This window comes from Microbacterium horticulturae (genome assembly GCF_029094505.1).
In the GTDB taxonomy this organism is placed as follows: domain Bacteria; phylum Actinomycetota; class Actinomycetes; order Actinomycetales; family Microbacteriaceae; genus Microbacterium; species Microbacterium horticulturae.
This window is the reverse complement of record NZ_CP119108.1, coordinates 2,563,304-2,582,182: the sequence shown is the minus strand read 5'-3', so window position 1 is coordinate 2,582,182 and position 18,879 is coordinate 2,563,304. Positions and strand designations below refer to the sequence as shown.

16 protein-coding genes are annotated in these 18,879 nt (G+C 69.8%); 9 read left to right on the top strand and 7 right to left on the bottom strand.

Annotated elements, in window-relative coordinates:
• Positions 1-55: 55 nt before the first annotated feature.
• The gene (locus PU630_RS12340) at positions 56-766 is read right to left on the bottom strand and encodes an IclR family transcriptional regulator (RefSeq protein WP_275277361.1); all 711 of its coding nucleotides are present in this window, start codon (positions 764-766) and stop codon (positions 56-58) included.
• A 127-nt stretch (positions 767-893) separates the two neighbouring features.
• Between PU630_RS12340 and PU630_RS12335 the strand changes: the two genes are divergently transcribed.
• A complete protein-coding gene (locus PU630_RS12335; RefSeq protein WP_275277360.1) occupies positions 894-2,780 on the top strand; it encodes an FAD-dependent monooxygenase in 1,887 nt (628 codons plus the stop codon).
• 227 nt (positions 2,781-3,007) lie between these two features.
• On the opposite strand, the gene PU630_RS12330 is transcribed toward PU630_RS12335, so the two are convergent.
• The 6 genes from PU630_RS12330 to PU630_RS12305 all read right to left on the bottom strand — a co-directional run bounded on the left by PU630_RS12330 (position 3,008) and on the right by PU630_RS12305 (position 8,547).
• The gene (locus tag PU630_RS12330; RefSeq protein ID WP_275277359.1) at positions 3,008-4,660 is read right to left on the bottom strand and encodes a thiamine pyrophosphate-binding protein; all 1,653 of its coding nucleotides are present in this window, start codon (positions 4,658-4,660) and stop codon (positions 3,008-3,010) included.
• Between the two features lie 164 nt (positions 4,661-4,824).
• Entirely contained in the window at positions 4,825-5,460 is a 636-nt protein-coding gene (gene otnC, locus PU630_RS12325; RefSeq protein ID WP_275277358.1) for a 3-oxo-tetronate 4-phosphate decarboxylase, read from the bottom strand.
• Complete coding sequence (gene otnK / locus PU630_RS12320; protein ID WP_275277357.1) at positions 5,457-6,719, bottom strand: 3-oxo-tetronate kinase; 1,263 nt, start codon at positions 6,717-6,719, stop codon at positions 5,457-5,459. The genes otnC and otnK overlap by 4 nt, the downstream gene beginning before the upstream one ends.
• Positions 6,716-7,381 (bottom strand): hypothetical protein, encoded by a 666-nt coding sequence (locus PU630_RS12315; protein ID WP_275277356.1) that lies wholly within the window; start codon positions 7,379-7,381, stop codon positions 6,716-6,718. The genes otnK and PU630_RS12315 overlap by 4 nt, the downstream gene beginning before the upstream one ends.
• A 1-nt stretch (position 7,382) precedes the next feature.
• Positions 7,383-7,850, bottom strand: a complete 468-nt coding sequence (gene rraA / locus PU630_RS12310; RefSeq protein ID WP_275277355.1) for a ribonuclease E activity regulator RraA — start codon at positions 7,848-7,850, stop codon at positions 7,383-7,385.
• 19 nt (positions 7,851-7,869) lie between these two features.
• The gene (locus tag PU630_RS12305; RefSeq protein ID WP_275277354.1) at positions 7,870-8,547 is read right to left on the bottom strand and encodes a GntR family transcriptional regulator; all 678 of its coding nucleotides are present in this window, start codon (positions 8,545-8,547) and stop codon (positions 7,870-7,872) included.
• Between the two features lie 236 nt (positions 8,548-8,783).
• On the opposite strand from PU630_RS12305, the gene PU630_RS12300 reads away from it, so the two are divergent.
• From PU630_RS12300 to PU630_RS12265, 8 genes are read left to right on the top strand one after another with little or no spacing between them, the layout of a single operon-like run.
• Positions 8,784-9,959 (top strand): ABC transporter substrate-binding protein, encoded by a 1,176-nt coding sequence (locus tag PU630_RS12300; protein WP_275277353.1) that lies wholly within the window; start codon positions 8,784-8,786, stop codon positions 9,957-9,959.
• Between the two features lie 36 nt (positions 9,960-9,995).
• A complete protein-coding gene (locus tag PU630_RS12295) occupies positions 9,996-11,759 on the top strand; it encodes an ABC transporter permease (RefSeq protein WP_275277352.1) in 1,764 nt (587 codons plus the stop codon).
• Positions 11,752-12,879 carry an ABC transporter ATP-binding protein gene (locus tag PU630_RS12290; RefSeq protein ID WP_275277351.1) on the top strand — a complete coding sequence of 376 codons (1,128 nt, stop codon included), beginning with the start codon at positions 11,752-11,754 and terminating at the stop codon, positions 12,877-12,879. The genes PU630_RS12295 and PU630_RS12290 overlap by 8 nt, the downstream gene beginning before the upstream one ends.
• The gene (locus PU630_RS12285) at positions 12,876-13,982 is read left to right on the top strand and encodes an isocitrate/isopropylmalate dehydrogenase family protein (protein ID WP_275277350.1); all 1,107 of its coding nucleotides are present in this window, start codon (positions 12,876-12,878) and stop codon (positions 13,980-13,982) included. Before PU630_RS12290 ends, PU630_RS12285 begins: the two co-directional genes overlap by 4 nt.
• Positions 13,979-14,302 (top strand): putative quinol monooxygenase, encoded by a 324-nt coding sequence (locus tag PU630_RS12280; protein WP_275277349.1) that lies wholly within the window; start codon positions 13,979-13,981, stop codon positions 14,300-14,302. The genes PU630_RS12285 and PU630_RS12280 overlap by 4 nt, the downstream gene beginning before the upstream one ends.
• Positions 14,295-16,958: an aconitate hydratase AcnA gene (acnA, locus tag PU630_RS12275; RefSeq protein ID WP_275277348.1), complete on the top strand. Its 2,664-nt coding sequence runs from the start codon at positions 14,295-14,297 to the stop codon at positions 16,956-16,958. Before PU630_RS12280 ends, acnA begins: the two co-directional genes overlap by 8 nt.
• Positions 16,958-18,154, top strand: a complete 1,197-nt coding sequence (locus PU630_RS12270) for an MFS transporter (protein WP_275277347.1) — start codon at positions 16,958-16,960, stop codon at positions 18,152-18,154. Before acnA ends, PU630_RS12270 begins: the two co-directional genes overlap by 1 nt.
• The gene (locus tag PU630_RS12265; RefSeq protein WP_275277346.1) at positions 18,151-18,870 is read left to right on the top strand and encodes an antibiotic biosynthesis monooxygenase; all 720 of its coding nucleotides are present in this window, start codon (positions 18,151-18,153) and stop codon (positions 18,868-18,870) included. The genes PU630_RS12270 and PU630_RS12265 overlap by 4 nt, the downstream gene beginning before the upstream one ends.
• Positions 18,871-18,879: the final 9 nt, after the last annotated feature.

Here is an 18,879-nt window from a genome sequence, read left to right as displayed (position 1 = left end):
CTCTCACGGGGAGGGAGCTCTCACGGGCGGAGCGGGGCGAGCGCGCCCCCGCACCTCACCCGCCGATCGAGTCGCGGATCGCGTCGGCGGCCTGCTGCAGGCGCGCGGCGAGCGCGGCGGCGCGGCGCTGATCGCCCAGCGACACCACCGCTATCGCCGCGGGTGCGTGCCCGCGCAGAGGGAGCGGCACCGCGACCGCGTGCAGGTGCGGGATCACCTCGTCGTTGCTGACCATGTAGCCGGCCGCCTCGGCCTCGTGCAGTTGACGCTCCATCTGCGGCGTGATCGTGTCGGGCCATTGCGCGCGGGGGAGCAGGCTCAGCACCGCACGCCCGGGTGCGCCGATGCCGAGGGGATGCCGCGACCCCGGCCGCTGGGCGACGGACGCGCCCGCGTGCCGGGGCTCGATGCTGGTCAGGGTCACGCACTCGTCACGGTCGAGCACCACGAGGAAGCAGGTGAGCCCCACGTCGTTGGCGACGGCCGTGAGCTCGGGCAGAGCCTCGGACTGCAGGTCGCGGGCTACCCCGGCGGCCAAGGCGGCCAGCCGCGCACCCAGTTCGATGCGCCCGGCATCGGTGCGCGAGGTGAGTCCATGGTGCTCGAGGGTGCGCACGAGGCGGTAAGCGACCGAGCGATGCACGTCCAGCCGGCGGGAGACCTCGTCGATCGCGAGGGGCTCGCCCGCGTCGCTGAGGATCTCGAGGATCCGGATGCCGCGGCTCAGCGTCTGGCTGGCAGGGGTGTCCGTCGGCGTGCCGGGCATGGTCCTCCGATCGCGGGCCTTGAACGATGCCCGCCATTCGTATACGATCGTGTTCAATAGTAGAGTGTCGCGTTCCAATATAGAACACCGATGTCAGAAGTGACACCCTCAACGCCGAGGAGAATCCATGCAGTTCCACCACAACGGTTACGTCTCGGGCGAGCCCCGCGTGCTCCCCGCCGCCGGCACTGGGATCGACCGTCCGACCGACCTGCCCGACGAGGTCGATGTGCTCATCGTCGGCTCGGGCCCGGCGGGCATGCTGCTGGCCGCGCAGATGTCGCAGTTCCCGACGGTCGTCACGCGCATGATCGAGCGGCGCGACGGGCGCCTCGCACTCGGCCAGGCCGACGGCATCCAGCCCCGCAGCGTCGAGACGTTCCAGGCGTTCGGGTTCGGTCCGCACATCATCGCGGAGGCCTACAACATCGCCTGGATGAACTACTGGACGCCCGACCCGCAGCATCCCGAGAACATCATCCGCACCACCCGCCAGGCCGACTATGCCAAAGACATCAGCGAGTTCCCGCACCTGATCGTCAACCAGGCACGCGTGCTCGACTACTTCGCCGAAGCCGCGCTGCGCGGGCCCGGCCGCATCACGCCCGACTACGGCATCGAGTTCACAGGTCTGACCGTGCACGAGACGGGGGAGTACCCCGTCGAGGTGACCGTGCGCTACGTCGCCGGAGAGCGCGCGGGCGAGGAGCGGACGATCCGCGCCAAGTACGTCGGCGGCGCCGACGGCGCGCGCAGCCGCGTGCGCGAGTCGATCGGTCGCAAGCACATCGGCAAGCTCGCGGAGCACGCGTGGGGCGTCATGGACGTGACAGTGGAGACCGACTTTCCCGACTGGCGCACCAAGTGCGCTATCAACTCCGAGGCCGGCAACATCCTGCACATCCCGCGCGAGGGGGGTTACCTCAGCCGCGTCTACGTCGACCTCGGCGAGGTTCCCGAAGACGACCATCACGAGGTGCGCAAGACGCCTCTGGAGACGATCGTGGCGAGGGCGAACGAGATCCTGCACCCGTACACGATCGAGGTGAAGCAGGCCGCCTGGTACAGCGTGTACGAGGTCGGCCACCGGGTCACCGACAAGTTCGACGACGTGGACGTCGACGCCGACCACGCGCCGCACGTCTTCCTCATGGGCGACGCGTGTCACACGCACTCCGCCAAGGCCGGGCAGGGCATGAACGTCTCGATGCAGGACGGCTTCAACCTCGGCTGGAAGCTCGGGTCGGTGCTCACCGGCCGCAGCCCCGAGGAGCTCTTGTCGACCTATTCGGCCGAGCGTCAGCCGGTCGCCCAGCAGCTCATCGACTTCGACCGGCAGTGGTCGTCACTCATGGCGCGCAAGCCCGAAGAGATCGACGACCCGCAGGAGCTCGCCAACTTCTACATGGCCACCAGCGAGTTCCCGTCGGGATTCATGACCCAGTACACCCCGTCGATGATCACGGGCGATGCCGCGCATCAGGAGCTTGCGGTCGGCTACCCGATCGGCAAGCGCTTCACATCGGCCGAAGTCGTGCGGGTCTCGGACGGCAACGTCGAACACGTCGGCCACCATCACCTCGCCGACGGACGCTGGCGCGTCTACGTGTTCGCCGACGCGGCCGGTCAGGGCGAGGACTCTGCGGTGAACGACTGGGGGGAGTGGATGCTGCGCTCGGCCGACTCGCCGATCGTGCGGTACACCCCGGCCGGGGCTGACGCGGACGCCGTCTTCGACGTCAAGGTCGTCTACCAGCAGCCGTTCGACGAGATCGACGTGCTCGCTGCGCCCGAGGTCTTCCGTCCCCGCTGCGGAACGCTCGGCCTCATGAACTGGGAGAAGGTCTACGCCGGGGGTTCGGGCACCGACATCTTCGCCAGGCGCGGGCTGTCGCGGGACGGTGTCGTGGTCGTCGTGCGGCCCGACCAGTACGTCGCCGCGGTGCTGCCGCTTGCGGCGACCGACGAGCTGGCGGCCTTCTTCGCGCAGAACATGGTGCCCGCGGCATCCTGACCCGACGCAGCCTGTTCGCCCACGGTTCGCGCCGCGCGTTCACCGAGACCGCGCGAGGCCTCGGAGCCCCGCGCGAGCGCATCGACGCGAGGGCCAGCCCTCTCGAATGACTTGCCGCAAATGGCGGGTGTGGATGCCGCAGCACCCGCCATTTGCGGCAAGTCATCGAGTCCGGGGGCAGGGGCGCGGCCGGGCCGCACGCCGCACGCCGGGAGCGAAGCGCGCGATCAGGAGTTCACGCGGATGATCTCCTGCTGGTACGGCGCAATCACGTGCGGCGAGACACGGCAGTCCAGCAGCAGGAACGGGCGCTCGGCGGCCGGCTGCTCCGCCCACGAGGCCAGCCGGTCGAGGTCGGCGAGGGAGCGCACGACGACGCCCTCGGCGCCCAGTACCGTCGCGACCCCCGCGAAGTCGACGTCGGGGATCAGCATGGGGGCTGTTGCCAGCCCCTTCAGTCCGTACAGATTGACCTCGGCACCGTAGGCGCCGTCGTTCCAGACGACGGCGAGGCCGCGTCCGCCGGCGGTGCGCACGGCGGTCTCGAGGTCGGCGATCGCCATGAGCCCGCCGCCGTCGCCGGTGGTCAGCACGACGGTCGCCTCGGGCTTGGCGGCGACCGCGCCGGCGACCGAGGGGAAGCCGAGCCCGATCGACTGGAACGCCGTGCCCACCATCATCATGCGGTCGGGCGACGCGACCGGCCAGTACATGTTCGCCCAGCCGATGAAGTGCCCGCCGTCAGAGACGACCACGCGATCTTCGGGGAGCAGCGCGCCGATGCGGCGCGCCACCGCGCGTGGGTCGAGGCGTCCGTCGGGCGCGAGCTCGTCGCCGGTGTCGCGCGCCGTGAGCGCGGAGAGGTCGATCTGCTCACGCCATCCGCTGGGGGCGGCGTCGAGCGCGTCGAGCTCGTGGACGAGGGTGGATGCCACGACCGCCGCGTCGCCGCGGATGAACGAGCCCACGTGCGGATGCGTGGCGGTGGGAGCGGTGTCGACCTGAACGACACGCGTACCGGGGGCGAACAGCTCGCCGAAGCGCATCGTGAACTGGTTGAGCGAGGCGCCGAACACGACGGCGACGTCGGCCTCGCGCACGAGCGCCATCGCACCGTCGGCACCGAACCCGCCGGTGACCCCGAGGTCGTAGCGCGCGTCGGGGAAGATGCCTCGGCCGAGGGCGGTGGATGCCGTCACCGCGCCGGTCCGCGCGGCCAGCCGGCCCAGCGCCTCGCTGGCGCCGGCGAGCCAGGCGCCGCGGCCGGCCAGCAGGAAGGGCTTGGTCGCCCCGGCGAGCGCGTGGGCGAGCGCCCTGATCTCAACAGCCCCGAACGGAGAGGGCTGCAGGGGAGCGGGCAGCACCGGCTCGGGCGCTTCCGGCACGGGGCCGGCCTCGAGGGCCGCGACGTCGTAGGGGATCGCGAGCACCGTCGGCACACGGTAGGCGAGGGCGTGCTCGATGGCGATGACGGTCGTGGCTGCGGCATCCGCCCGTCCGACCGTGTAGGTACGGGCGCCGACCGCCGAGGCCATCGCTATCTGGTCGACGTCCCAGGGCCGCGGGCCACTCGTAGGCTCGTCGCCGACGACGAGCACGAGCGGAACATGCGCCTGCACCGCTTCGGCCAACGCGGTCAGGGTGTTGGTGAAGCCGGCGCCGTAGGTCGCGGTGGCGGCGGCGATGCGCCCGGAGGCGCGGAAGTGCGCGTCGGCGGCGACGACGCCACCGGCCTCGTGGCGCACGGCCGTGTAGGTCGCCGCCGCCCTCTGGCGCTCGAGCGCATCGAGGAAGTAGGCGTTGCCGTTGCCCATCACCCCGAAGACGTGGTCGATGTGGCGCGCGAGGGTCGAGGCGACGTGGGCGGAGACGGTGGGCATGGCGAAGGCCTTTCGAGACACGGAGGGTTCCGTATGTGTCTCGCCCGCTGCGTCGCGCGCTTCGTGCCCCTTTTTCGAGCACCGGCCAGGAGAGATCGCGGGGCGGCGCCGCCCGGCCGGACAGTGCGAGTATATCCGCGGCGCGGGCGCCGTCGCCGCGCCGCTCAGCGCCGGGACGGAGCCAGTGCCCGTACCTGTTCCGGAGACAGCGGCCGCGTGCGGCGGCCGGTGAGCAGGAAGAAGAGCCGGGCGTTCTCTTCGATCTCCTCCGCGGCGTCCATGGCCGCGCCGACGTCGGAGGCCGCCACGATCGGACCGTGGTTGGCCAGCAAGAGCGCGCGGTGGCCGACGGCGAGGTGCTCGGCGGCGTCGCCGAGACCCCGGTCGCCGGGCGGGAAGTAGGGGATCAGCGGCATGGCGCCCACGCGCATCGCGTAATAGGCGGTGTACGGCGGCAGCACATCGGCGCGGTCCAGGTCTGCCAGGCACGAGACCGCCGCGGCATGCGTGGAGTGCGTGTGCACGATCGCGCCGGCGTCGGGCCGCGCGCGCAGCACGGCGAGATGCAGGAATGACTCCTTCGTCGGCGGCGGGCCGTCCAGATGCCGACCCGACAGCTCGAGCACCGAGAGCGAGTCGGCGGTGACCGAGCCCAGGCTCGACCCGGTCGGGGTCATCAGCACCCGATCACCATCGACGCGGGCGCTGATGTTGCCGGTCGATCCGTGCGTGAGTCCGCGGGCGAACGCCGAGTGCGCTGCGGCGACCAGTTCGCGGCGGATGGCATCTTCCGCGCTCATGGGTTCACCTGCGCGGCGCGCACGAGAAGATCGGCGTCGCCGTAGTTGCCCGACTTCAGCAGCACGGCAAGCGGAGCGGGCGACTCGGTGAAGATCCACGGCACACCCGGAGCGGCTTGTGCACCGACCCGTCCGTGGCCGATGCCCAGCGCGCGCACGACCTCGCCCGAGGTCTCGCCACCGGCCACGATCAGCCGGTCCACGCCCCGGCGCACCAGCCCGACCGCGACCAGCCCGAGCGCGGTCTCGACGATCTCGGCGGCGTGCGCGGCGCCGAGCGCGGCCTGCGCGCGGCGCAGTGTGTCGGGATCGGTCGTGGAGTAGATCAGGGGAACGCCGTCGTCGCGCACGGTGTCGAACCACGAGAGGGCTGCCTCGGCGAGCGCTGCGCTGTCGGGCGTGGCCACCGGATCGAGCCAGAACGCAGGTCGTGACTGCCGCCACCGGGCGACCTGCTCGCGAGTGCGTGCCGAGCAGCTGCCGGCCAGTGCTGCGACGGTGCGGGCGTCGTCGAGGCGCTCGTCGGTGTCGAGGTCGTCGGCATCCGCCGTCGACGCCGACGCATGTGCCCGCGCCAGCGCCGCCGCGAGACCGGCGGCGCCGGTGACGAGCGGACTCGTGCGGACGGCCGCGGCGACCGTGTCGAGGTCGAGGTCGTCGACGGCATCCACGATCACGTCTTCGATGCCCTCCGTCTGCGCCGCGCGGAGAGCGGCAGCGACCGCGTCGCCGCCGGTGCGCACGACCTGCAGCGGGATCGATCCCACCCGGCGCGTGGCCTGTGCCTGCAGCACGTGTCGCAGGTCGGCGTCGGTCATCGGCGTGAGCGGATGGTCGCGCATCGGGGAGTCGGACAGCAGCACGTCGCCGACGAACAGGTGGCTCTGGTAGACCGTGCGGCCCTGTACCGGGGTGGTCGGGGCGAACACGACAGGGCCGCTCCTCAGTTCGGCGGCGAGAGCGTCGGAGACGGGTCCGATATTGCCGGCCGGCGACGAGTCGAACGTCGAGCAGTACTTGAAGAAGATCTGGTCGCAGCCGTGCGCGACGAGCGTGCGCGCCGCCTGCGCCGAGCGTTCGACGGCGTCGGCGGCCGGCACGGTGCGGGTCTTCAGGCCCACGACGACAGCGTCCAGACCGTCGGTGCTGTCGGCAGCGTCGATGCCGCCGAAGAACAGCCCCACGCGCAGGCCCGCCGATCGGAACGCGGCGGCGACGTCGGTCGCTCCGGTGAGGTCGTCGGCGACCGCCCCGATCACGGTGCCGCTCCCAGCAGGGTCTCGCGCAGGCGTGCAGCGGCGCGGACGGGGCCGGCGAGCACGGGGATCCCCAGTCGTTCGGCCAGCACGTCGGCGGCAGGCGATACGGAATACTGAGCGAGCAGCACGGCGTCGAGGTTCGGGATGCCGCGAACGGCGGCCTCGACCGCGTCGGCCAGGGCCGCGGCATCCCCCGTCACATCCGCGGCCTGCTCGGCCAGCACGTCGACGATGTCGAGCCGCACTCCGCGCTCGGCAAGGAACGCATCGAGGCGTTCACGGGCGTCCGCCAGGGGCAGCGGCAGCGACGCGACCAGTGCGATGCGCGAGAAGTCGCCGTCGGCCGCGTCGGCGAACGCCGCGTCGTCGGCGGCCAGCACCGGCACCCCCGCTGCCGCGGCGTGCGCCACCGGCCCGTACATCGAACACGTCAGCAGGACCCCGTCCGCGCCGCGCGAGATCGCGTACTCGATGAGCGCCGCCATGCGGCCGGCCAGTTCGTCGGTCACGCCGCCGGCGTCGAGCGCGTCGGCGATGAGCCGGTCGTCGAGGATGTTCCAGGTGCGCGCTTCGGGGAACGCCGCGGCGAAGGCGGCCGTGGCCGGCGGCGCGGCGGCGGCCACGGCGCCGACCAGGGCGATCTGCGGTGCGGGGACGGCCATATCAGACCTCGACGACGACGCCGTCTTCGTCGGCGTGCACCATCGCTCCGGGGCGGATGAGTGCGCCGCCGATCTGCACCCCGACGTCGAGGTCGCCCACGCCGCCCTTGCCGCTCTTGCGCGGGTTCGTGCCGAGCGCCTTAATGCCGATCGGCAGAGCGGCAAGGGCAACGCTGTCGCGGACCGCGCCGTTGATGATCACACCACCCCAGCCGTTGGCGACGGCGAGCCCCGCGATGCGGTCGCCCATCAGCGCGCAGGCGAGCGAGCCCGCGCCGTCGACCACGAGCACGGCGCCGTCGCCGGGCGTTTCGAGCAGATTCGCCAGGACCACGTTGTCTTCGAGGCAGCGCACGGTGCGCGCGGGCCCCGAGAACCGGGTCTGCGCCCCGAAATCGCGGAACTGGGTGGTCAGCGAGGCGAGGCTGTCGCCGCGCTCGTCCCACAGATCGGCGGTGGATGTCGTCATGTCGTGCCTTTCGTTCGGATCAGGTCTCGTCGGAGTCGTCGCTGAGAAGCTGGGCGGCGGTCACCGCCAGGCTGGACTCGATGTGCCGGCGCGTCACCTCCGTGGCAGCGGCCGTGTCGCCCGCGATGACGCACATCATCATTCGGTGATGCTCGGCGTCTTTCCGGCGGAGCTCTTCGTCGTCGCGGTCGCGGCGGAGTCCTGCCAGCCGATAGCGGTCGGACTTGTCCCACAGGGCGTCGAGCATCGAGATCAGCACGTCGTTGTGCGACGCGCGGTAGATCGCCTGGTGGAAGCGGCGGTGCCGGACGAGCTGGTCGATGGACGGATGACCGGGGAGGGCGTGGATGTCGGAGGCCGCGCGGATCGCGGCGATGTCGTCGCGGGTGCGGCGCTCAGCCGCCAGGCCTGCTGCCAGCGGATCGAGCGCCAGGCGCATCTCGAGCAGATCGCGCGCCTCTTCGACGGTGAGGCGCGTCACGACAGCATCCCGATGCGCGCCCAATTCGACCAGTCCCTCGGATTGCAGCTTGCGCAGCGCTTCGCGCAGCGGCGTCGTGCTGATGCCGAGCTCGAGGGCGAGGCTCGCCTGATTGAAGGTGCCGCCGGGCGGGTACTCGTGCGTCAGTATCCGGTCGCGCACGACCGCATACGCGAAGTCGCTCTTGACCGAGTAGTCGGAGGTGAGTGCGCTCATCGAGGGCCCATCGTCGGGTGGATTCGTTCCTCCGTTATAACATACGAGCAGCACTCGTTATAACCTCGAATGGGGCTGGAACGTTGATTTCTCGCGGCTCCTGAGCAAAACGCACAAAACCAGCGGAAAGTACACGAAACTCAGATCACTGTTGACGAGGCTTAGTTATAACCGTAGTCTGTTCGCGTTCGGGGGCGGTGACCATCGTCCCGACTGCATCACAAGGGAGTGAAACCATGAACCGTCTGTCGCGTTCGTCACAGCCGAACCGCGTCCGCCGCTGGTCGACGCTCGCCGTCGCCTCGGTGGCGGTCTTCGGAATGGCCGCCACGCTGAGCGCGTGCTCTTCGGACTCGGGCACCAAAGCGCCGGTGAACAAGATCGAGCAGGGCACCTGGCCGAGCTACTATCCGTCGGACTACGGCAAGATCGTCGACGCCGCCAAGAAGGAGGGTGGCGAGCTGACGATCTACTCGAACACCGATCAGGAGAACTGGGCGCCCATCTTCCGCGACTTCAAGAAGAAGTACCCGTTCGTCACCAAGATCTCGGCGAACAACCTCGACAGCGATGAGGTGTTCCAGAAGCAGCTCAGCGAGATGTCGACCGGCAACGCTCCGGCCGACATCCTCGTCACCAACGCCGTGCAGGCCTGGGCGAAATACGCCAGCGAGCCCGACCGCGTGCTGGACTACACCTCGCCCGAGATGGCGAAACTGCCCGACTACGCACAGCTGTTGCCGGGTGTGGCCGCGATGTCGATGGACCCGGTGGGCCTCGCATACAACGCTTCACTGCTGGGCAGCGACCCGACCAGCATCGCCGACCTCGCCAAGCTCGTGCAGGCCGACCCGGCGAAGTTCAAGAACAAGATCACCACGCGTGACGTCAGCGGCTCGTTCGGCTTCACCGTCTCGAAGGGGTTCGTCGACGGCAACCCGGACGCGTGGGCGTCGCTTGAGAAGATCCTGCCCTCCGCGCGCCCCGAGACCTCGTCGGGCACGCAGATCGACAAGATCACCTCGGGTGAGTACCTCGCCGGATTCTTCATCTCCAGTGCCGTGGCCTTCCCGCAGGAAGAGAAGGCGTCCGGCATCTTCAAGTTCGTCTACCCGAAGGATGGAACCGTCGTCCTCGGGCGCGGCATCGGCATCGCCCCGAAGGCGCCGCATGCGAACACCGCGAAGCTGTTCCTGGACTTCGTGCTCTCGGAGGAGGGCCAGAACGCCGTCGCCGAGGGTGGCCTGACCGCGTACCGCGACAGCGTCAAGCAGGTCGAAGGGCGGCACACCTACCAGGAGATCGTCGACAAGGCCGGTGAGAAGGCGATCATCCGCGTGCCGTACGAGATCACCTCGGACGCCGACGTGAAGGCCTTCACCGACAAGTGGAACGGCCTCCTCGGCAAGTGACCCCGGTCACCGACATCCCGAAACGGAACTGACGTCATGACAACTCTGACAAGCGCCCGCGACACGGCGGCGTCAGACGGGACGCAGGGCTACCCGGCGCCGAAGTACCCTCGGGTCTTCGGCGTCGGGCGGGACCGCCTCGTGCAGTACGCGGTGCTCGTCATCGTCGCGCTGTTCGTGGTGGCCCCGATCGCCCCCATCCTGTACCAGTCCGTGCGCAGCAAGCCGCTGTACGACTCCACGGGAGCGTTCACGGTCGACGCGTACGTGAAGCTGTTCACCGAAGCCGGCTTCGGGCAGGTGATCCTCAACACGGCGATCTTCGCGGTGCTGACGACCTTCCTCACGCTGCTGTTCGCCATCCCCATGGCGGTGCTCGTCGTACGCACCAAGCTGCCGTTCGGACGTCTGCTGGCCGGGTCCATGCAGTGGCCGTTCTTCGTCTCGTCGCTGCTGCTCGGCTTCGGCTGGATCGCACTGTACGGTCCTGCCGGCTTCGTCAGCGTCGAGGTGCAACGCTGGATCGGCTTCGTACCGTGGAACCTGTACTCGATCCCGGGGATGGCGCTCACCGAAGCCGTCGGACTCGCGCCGATCGCCTACGTGTTCTGCGCCAACGCGCTTCGCCAGTCCGACGCGTCGCTGGAGAGCGCCGCGCAGGTGTGCGGGTCGGGACCGCTGCGCATCCTGTTCCGCATCATCGTGCCACTGCTGCGTCCGCCGATCGTCTACGCGTCGGTGCTGATCTTCAGCATGTCGATCGAGACGCTGAGCGTTCCGCTGCTGTACGGAACCCCGGTGCGCATCGAGGTCTTCTCGACGTTCCTGTACACGCACGGACTGCAGTCCATCCACCCGGACTACGGGGTCCTGGCATCCGCGTCGACCATCATCCTGTGCGTCACGATCGCGACCGTCGCCGTACAGGCGAAGGTACTGAAGAACTCGCAACGGTTCGTCTCGGTGCGCGGCAAGGCGACGCGCCCGCGCAAGCTCGACCTGGGGTGGCTGAAGTGGCTGGCGACGGCACTGATCGTCATCTACGTCGTCTTCGGGGCGGCTCTGCCGATCCTCGGCCTGGTGCTGCGCTCGTTCACCCTGATCTTCACGCCGCTGCAGAGCCCGTTCAAGACGCTGACCCTGCAGAACTACGAGACGGTGTTCACGTACCAGTCGTACATCCAGTCGATCTGGAACAGCGTGATCGTCGCGGTCGTGGGCGCCGTGGTGGTCAGCGCGCTGGCGATGATCGCGGTCGTGGTGGCCAAGAGATCGACGTTCCGCTTCGCACGGGCCGTGGAGTATCTGGCCCTCGCCCCGCAGGCGATTCCCGGCATCATCGTCGGCATCGGCTTCTTCTGGGCGTTCGCGATCCTGCCGGGCGGCAACGTCATCCAGGGCACGCTCGTGGCCATCATGATCGCCTTCGGGCTGCGCGCGCTGCCCACCGCGTTCGGATCGATCTCGCCCGCGCTCATGCAGATCGCCACCGAGCTCGACAATGCCGGCCGGGTGGTCGGCGCCGATTGGGTCGGCGTGTTCGTGCGCATCCTGCGCAAGCTGCTCGTGCCGGCGTTCGCCGGAGCGATGCTGCTCGTCTTCGTCACGATGCTCAAGGAGTACTCGGCCGCACTGTTCCTGTCGTCCGCCGACTCGAACGTGATCGGCACCACGATGCTCGAGCTCTGGGTGCAGGGCAACACCGGCTCGGTCGCCGCCCTCGCCACCATTCAGATCGCGATCACCGCCGTCGTCGTCGGTCTCGCCAACCTCCTCATGAAAGAGAAGAAGGATGCCTGAAATCCGCGTCTCCCATATGGCCAAGACGTTCGGAGACGTCTCGGTCCTGCACGACATCGACTTCGACGTGAAGGACGGCGAGTTCTTCACGCTCCTCGGCCCCAGCGGCTGCGGCAAGTCGACCACCCTCAACTGCATCGCAGGTCTCGAGGACCCCACCGAGGGCGCCATCGCGATCGGCGACCGCGCGCTCGTGGACCGCTCGAAGCGCATCTATGTGCCCACCGAGGAGCGCAACCTCGGCATGGTGTTCCAGTCGTACGCGCTGTGGCCGCACATGACCATCAAGAAGAACCTCGCGTTCCCCTTGAACATCCGGCATGCCGATCGCGCCGATCGCGACCGGCGCATCCACGAGGCACTCGACAAGGTCGGACTCGCCCACCTGGAGAACAGGTATCCGCACCAGCTGTCGGGCGGGCAGCAGCAGCGTGTGGCGCTGGCACGTGCCCTCGTGTACTCGCCGACGGTGCTGCTGCTGGACGAGCCGCTCTCCAACCTCGACGCCAAGCTGCGCGAGCAGGCACGGGCCTGGCTCAAGCGTCTGCAGTCCGACCTCGGGATCACGACCCTGTACGTCACGCACGACCAAGACGAGGCGCTGACCCTGAGCGACCGGATCGCGGTCATGTTCGACGGCGTGATGACGCAGATCGGCTCGCCGAAGGAGATCTACGAGCGCCCGGCGACGGCGGCGGTGGCGGCCTTCGTCGGCAGCTGCAACTTCATGCTCGGCACCGTCGAGCAGATGCTGACCGATCACGTGCAGGTGCGCCTGCAGGCCACGGGCACCATCGTCACGGTCGCGACCGACACCGACTGGCTGCCAGGCTCCCCGGTCACCGTGGCCGTGCGGCCCGAGCGTCTGTCGATCGTGGCCGATGAGCCCGGCAGTCGCGACCTCAACGTGCTCGAGACCGAGGTCGTCACCACGGCCTATGTCGGCTCACGCTACGAATACATCCTGCGCCTCGGCGACGTCGCGGTGCAGGTCGTCTCGCCCGACGGCTCGCTCACCGGCGCGGTGCGCCTGGTGTTCGGTCCCGACGACGCGCACGTCTTCCCGGGCGAGTCCGGGCCCGGAACCGAAGCCCTCGATCTGATGAAGGTGACAGCATGACAACGCAAGACACGTACCGTATCGGCCTCCTCGCCGGAGACGGCATCGGGCCCGAGATCGTCCCCGCCGCCGTGCAGTGCGTGGATGCCGCAGCCCGCGCCGTCGGACTCGCGCCGATCGACTGGGTCGAGCTTCCCCTCGGTCGCAGCGCCATCGACACGCACGGGGCGGCGGTGCCCGACGAGACCCTGGCCGCCCTCGACGGGCTGGAGGCATGGATGCTCGGGCCGCACGACAGCGTCTCGTACCCCGAGCCGCACAAGTCGAAGCTGAACCCCAGCGGCACCATCCGCAAGCACGCCGGACTGTTCGCGAACATCCGGCCGGTCAAGTCGTTCGCCGGCTCCCCGTCGCTGGTGCCGGGCACCGATCTGGTGATCGTCCGCGAGAACACCGAGGGCTTCTACGCCGACCGCAACACCTACATGGGCACCGGCGAATTCATGCCGACGCCCGACGTGGCCATCGCGCACGGCATCATCACCCGCGCGGCCACCGAGAAGATAGCGAAGGCGGCGTTCGAGCTGGCCATGCAGCGGCGCAAGCACGTGACGATCGTGCACAAGGCGAACGTGCTGTCGGTGACCACCGGGCTGTTCCGCGACGTGTGCCGTGAGATCGGCGCGCAGTACCCCGAGGTGCAGCTCGACGACTTCCACATCGACGCGATGACCGTGCACCTCGTGCGCCGGGCTCCCGACTTCGACGTCATCGTCACGGAGAACATGTTCGGCGACATCCTCTCCGACCTGTCCGGCGAGCTCGCCGGGTCGCTGGGCATCGCGCCGTCGGTGAACAGCTCGCTCACCCAGGCGATGGCGCAGGCCGCGCACGGTTCGGCCCCCGACATCGCGGGACGCGACATCGCCAACCCGATCGCGATGATCCTGTCGGCCGCGATGATGCTCGAGTGGCTGGGCGCCCGCCATGACGATGAGCGCCTGGTCCGCGCCGCCCGGATCATCGACCAGGCCGTGAACGACACGGTCGAAGGTGGAGTGGCCACGGGCGACCTGGGCGGCACGGCGTCGACGAGCGGCTTCGCGGCGGCCGTGGCATCCACCATCGAGACGGCCTCGCTCGCCCCCGACACCGCGCGGTGAGCGGAGTGTTCGCGGTGCTGGTGACGATCGACGTCCGCCCCGAGGCGCTCGCCGAGTTCGAGGTCGGGCTGCGCGCGAACGCGGCCGCGACCAGGGCCGAGCCCGGCTGCCTGCGGTTCGACGTGCTGCGCGAGCGTGACGAGCCGAACCGGTTCGTGCTGTACGAGCTGTACACGAACGAGGACGCCTTCTTCACCGGCCACCGCGGCGCCGCGCAGTACCCCGCGTGGACGACACTGTGCGAGCGCTGTGTCGTGCCCGACGGGCGGCGCAACACCTATGCCGTGCCGGCGTTCGATGAGGAGATGCACGATGGCTGACGCGCGCGAGGAGAGCCTGGCCACCCCGTTCGGTGAATATTGGATCACGCCGCTGGACGGCGTCGCCCCCGAGCATCTGCCGTACTCGATCCGCATCCTGCTGGAGAACGTCCTGCGCAATCAGGACGGGCATCGGGTCACCGCGCGGCAGGTCGAGGCCCTGGTCGGGTGGGGGTCGGCAGCCTCGTATCGCACGGCGATGGAGCTGACCCCGTCGCGGGCGTTCCTGCACGACACGAACGGCGTGCCTGCGCTCGTCGACCTCGCCGCGATGCGCGACGCGATGGAGGCGCTGGGCGGCGACCCCACCACGGTCAATCCGTCGATCCCGGCCGAGCTCGTCGTCGACCACTCGGTGATCGCCGACTTCTTCGGCACGGCCGACGCGCGCGAGCGCAACGTCGCACGGGAGTACGAGCGCAACGCCGAGCGCTACCGCTTCTTGAAATGGGGGCAGCGCGCGCTCGACGGCTTCGAGGTGGTGCCGCCGGGCTCGGGCATCATGCACCAGGTCAACCTGGAGCGCCTCGCGCGGGTCGTCGAGGTCCGCGACGGCTGGGCGTTCCCCGATGTGTGTCTGGGAACCGACTCGCACACGACGATGGTCAACGGGCTCGGGGTGCTCGGCTGGGGCATCGGCGGCATCGACGCCGAGGCGGTCATGCTGGGGGAGACGTTCGGGATGCTGGTGCCCCGGGTCGTCGGCTTCCGCCTGACAGGTGCGCTGCCGCCCGCCACGACCGCCACCGACCTCGTGCTGACGGTCACCCAGATGCTGCGGGCGCACGGGGTGGTCGGCTCGTTCGTGGAGTTCTTCGGGGAGGGCGTGTCGCATCTCTCGCTGGCCGATCGTGCCACGATCGCGAACATGAGCCCCGAGTCGGGCGCGACGTGCATCTACTTTCCGATCGACGACGAGACGATCCGCTATCTGCGGTTCACCGGGCGCCCGCCCGAGCGCGTCGCGCTCGTCGAGGCATACGCCAAGAGGCAGGGCCTCTGGCACCGTCCCGAGCACGAGGCCGCCTATACGGAGGTCATCGAGCTCGACCTGGGCACCGTCGTGGCCTCGCTCGCGGGGCCGCGCCGCCCGCAGGACCGGGTGCCGCTCACCGATGCGCGCGCCTCGCACCGCCGCACGCTGCCCGACCTGCTGCCGGCCATTCCCGACGGCCCGACCGATCCGGCGCAGCGCTTCACCGTCGCGCTGCCCGAGGGCCCCGTCGACCTGGGCCACGGCGCCGTGGCGATAGCAGCGATCACCTCGTGCACGAACACCTCGAATCCCGCGGTGATGATCGCCGCCGGGCTGTTCGCGCGCAACGCCGTGGCGGCAGGCTTGCGCAGCAAGCCGTGGGTGAAGACGACGCTCTCGCCGGGGTCGCTCGTGGTCACCGACTACCTCGACCGGGCGGGGCTGTCGGCGCCGCTGGACGCACTGGGATTCACCACCGCCGGGTACGGCTGCATGACGTGCATCGGAGCATCCGGCCCGCTCATCCCCGCTGTGCAGGACGCCGTGCGCACCGAGGGCATCGCGGTGGCTGCGGTGCTGTCGGGCAACCGCAACTTCGACGGCCGGATCAACCCCGACGTGCGGATGAACTATCTCGCCTCGCCGCCTCTGGTCATCGCGTACGCGCTCGCCGGCACGATGGACATCGACCTCGCCACCGAGCCGCTGGGGGTGGATGCCGCGGGCCGGCCGGTGCGCATGGCCGATCTGTGGCCGGGCCAGGAAGAGATCGCCGCGATCGTCGAGCAGACGCTGAGCCCGGAGATGTTCGCCGCGGCGTACCGCGACGTGTTCGCCGGCGACGACCGCTGGCAGAATCTGGACGCGCCCACCGGGGCGGTGTTCGACTGGGATCCCGAGAGCACCTACATCCGGCATCCCCCCTTCTTCGAGGGAATGAGCGCGGAAGCCGGGGCGCCCGGCGACATCCAGGGGGCGCGCGTGCTGGCGCTGCTGGGCGACTCGATCACCACCGACCACATCTCGCCGGCCGGGGCCATCCCCGCAGCGTCCGTGGCCGGACGGTACCTCGCCGAGCGCGGCGTCGCACCCGCGGCTCTGAACACCTACGCGTCGCGTCGAGGCAACCACGAGGTGATGATGCGCGGCTGCTTCGCGAACGTGCGACTGCGCAATCGGCTGTTGCCGGGAGTCGAAGGCGGATACACGCGCAACTTCCTGGCCGGGGGCGTGCAGCAGACGATCTTCGACGCCGCGCAGGAGTACCGGGCGGCCGGAGTGCCGCTCGTCGTCATCGGCGGCAAGGAGTACGGCACCGGATCGTCGCGCGACTGGGCCGCGAAAGCCCCCGCGCTGCTGGGGGTGCGCGTCGTGCTCGCCGAGTCGTTCGAGCGCATCCACCGGGCGAACCTCATCGGGATGGGGGTGTTGCCGCTGCAGTTCGCGCCCGGAGACAGCGCCGAGTCGCTCGGCCTGTCGGGCACCGAGACGATCGATGTGCTCGGACTGGCCGATCCCGGCGCCGAGCGGGTCACGATCCGTGCGGACGATCGCGTCTTCGACGTCGACGTGCGGCTGGACACACCGCGGGAACGCGAGCTGTTCCAGCACGGCGGCGTCATGAGCTTCGTGCTGCGGCACCAGCGCGCGCGTGCGGGCATCGCTGCGGAGCCTCGCTGATGGCTCCCGGGCGGCGTGGGCTGGTACTGCTGCTCATCCACGCCGCTCTCATGCAGATCATCATCTTCGGCATGCGGCCGTCGCTCTCGTATGCGGCGCTGGGCCTGGGAGCGTCGCCGGCCGCGCTCGGTGTGCTGTCGGCGTTCTACGCGCTGCCGGCGCTGTTTCTCGCCCTGCCTGCCGGGCGCGTGGTCGACCTCATCGGCGAGCGACGCGGCATGGTGATCGGGGCGGTCACCGTGGCGGCCGCCGCGGGGGTGGCCGTCGCCGGCCACGGCTCTCTCGCTCTGCTCATCGCCGCCTCGGTGCTGCTCGGTTGCGGCCAGATGTTCACGGTGCTCGGCGAGCAGTCGTACGTCGGCGCGATCTCCACGGCCGGGCGGTCCGACACGACGTTCGGCATCTATGGGTTCGCGGTCGCCTTCGGCCAGACCGTAGGCCCCGCGCTGCTCGTGCTCCCGGGCGGAACGCCCCAGATGCCGCCGGTCGGGCTGATCTTCGCGGTGAGTCTGGGCTGCGCGGCGCTGATGCTCATCGTCTCGGTGCTGATCCGCAGCCCTGCGCGCGCCGTGTCGCCGGACCGGCAGGGGATGCTGCGCGCGGCCCGCGGGGTGCTGTCGACCGCGGGACTGCCGAACGCTCTGATCGCGGGAAGCCTCGTACTGGCGTCGGTCGACATCTTCATCGCCTACGCGCCGCTCGTCGGCCAAGACCGGGGTCTGCCCGCGGCGGTGATCAGCCTGATGCTGATCGCCCGGTCCGGCTTCTCGATGTTCTCCCGGCTGTTCCTCGGGCCGCTCTCCCGCACGTTCGGCCGGCGGTGGCTGCTGGTCGGCAGCATCCTCGGATCAGCTCTCATGCTCGGTGCGTTCGTCTTCGACCTGCCCGCCGGCGTGCTGATCGCCTTCGCCTGCGGCTACGGTTTCGTGATCGGCATCTGCCAGCCCATCACGATGTCGTGGATCTCACTCATCGCCCCCACCGGCACCCGGGCCCTCGCGATGTCGATGCGGCTGGCCGCCAACCGCCTCGGCCAGACCGTGCTGCCGGCCTCCCTCGGCCTGCTCGCCGCGGCAGCCGGCGCCGCCGGGGTGCTCGGGGCCAGCAGCGTCATGCTGCTGATCGCCGCCGCCGCAGGGCTCGGGGTGCCCTCCGACCCGGCCGCCGGCACCGTCACCGACAAGGAGCCCTCATGAGCGTCTGGACGCCGCGCATTCTCACGCCCGACACGCTGCCCGCCATCGACCGCGGCGGGGGAGCCCGCACGATTCCGCTGGTCACGCGCGAGACCGGGGCGACGTCGTTCCTCAACGGCGTCACCGAGTTCGCGCCCGGTGCCTCGATCGCCCACCACAGTCACAACTGCGTGGAGAGCGTCATGATCATCGAGGGCAGCGCGATCGTCGACATCGACGGCGTGCGCACGCGACTCGGCCGACATGACACCACCTTCGTCCCGGCGAACATCGCCCACCACTTCGAGAACGCCTCGCCGAGCGAACCCATGGCCATCTTCTGGACCTATGCGTCGGTCGACGCCACCCGCCGCGTCGATGCGACCGGCGAGGTGCGCCGCGTCGACGGCGAAGCCGGCGCGGCCGACGAAGAACGGGCCTGCCGCGAGACGGCGCGTGTGCGGGTGCGGCCGGGAGCCGAAGCCGCCTTCGAGTCCGCGGCCACCGAGGCGGCGGGCCTGTTTCAGCAGGCCGCCGGCTGCCGTTCGTTCGAGCTGCGTCGCCTCCTCGAAGAACCGTCGGTATACCTGTTGTGCATCGAATGGGACAGTGTCGCCGACCACCTCGACCGATTCCGGGGCAGCGCCGCATATTCGCGGTGGCGAGAGCTGGTTCGCGATCTCATTGTGGACGACCCCGAGGTCGCACACGATCGTCTGGTCATCAAGGGCTTCTGAGGAGAATCG

Bases quoted from the DNA above. Each gene is read 5' to 3' on its own strand.
- PU630_RS12315 (WP_275277356.1), bottom strand. From the start codon at position 7,381: ATGGCCGTCCCCGCACCGCAGATCGCCCTGGTCGGCGCCGTGGCCGCC.
- PU630_RS12290 (WP_275277351.1), top strand. From the start codon at position 11,752: ATGCCTGAAATCCGCGTCTCCCATATGGCCAAGACGTTCGGAGACGTC.
- PU630_RS12335 (WP_275277360.1), top strand. From the start codon at position 894: ATGCAGTTCCACCACAACGGTTACGTCTCGGGCGAGCCCCGCGTGCTC.
- PU630_RS12340 (WP_275277361.1), bottom strand. From the start codon at position 766: ATGCCCGGCACGCCGACGGACACCCCTGCCAGCCAGACGCTGAGCCGC.
- PU630_RS12295 (WP_275277352.1), top strand. From the start codon at position 9,996: ATGACAACTCTGACAAGCGCCCGCGACACGGCGGCGTCAGACGGGACG.
- PU630_RS12300 (WP_275277353.1), top strand. From the start codon at position 8,784: ATGAACCGTCTGTCGCGTTCGTCACAGCCGAACCGCGTCCGCCGCTGG.
- PU630_RS12305 (WP_275277354.1), bottom strand. From the start codon at position 8,547: ATGAGCGCACTCACCTCCGACTACTCGGTCAAGAGCGACTTCGCGTAT.
- rraA (WP_275277355.1), bottom strand. From the start codon at position 7,850: ATGACGACATCCACCGCCGATCTGTGGGACGAGCGCGGCGACAGCCTC.
- PU630_RS12265 (WP_275277346.1), top strand. From the start codon at position 18,151: ATGAGCGTCTGGACGCCGCGCATTCTCACGCCCGACACGCTGCCCGCC.
- PU630_RS12270 (WP_275277347.1), top strand. From the start codon at position 16,958: ATGGCTCCCGGGCGGCGTGGGCTGGTACTGCTGCTCATCCACGCCGCT.
- otnC (WP_275277358.1), bottom strand. From the start codon at position 5,460: ATGAGCGCGGAAGATGCCATCCGCCGCGAACTGGTCGCCGCAGCGCAC.
- PU630_RS12330 (WP_275277359.1), bottom strand. From the start codon at position 4,660: ATGCCCACCGTCTCCGCCCACGTCGCCTCGACCCTCGCGCGCCACATC.
- PU630_RS12285 (WP_275277350.1), top strand. From the start codon at position 12,876: ATGACAACGCAAGACACGTACCGTATCGGCCTCCTCGCCGGAGACGGC.
- acnA (WP_275277348.1), top strand. From the start codon at position 14,295: ATGGCTGACGCGCGCGAGGAGAGCCTGGCCACCCCGTTCGGTGAATAT.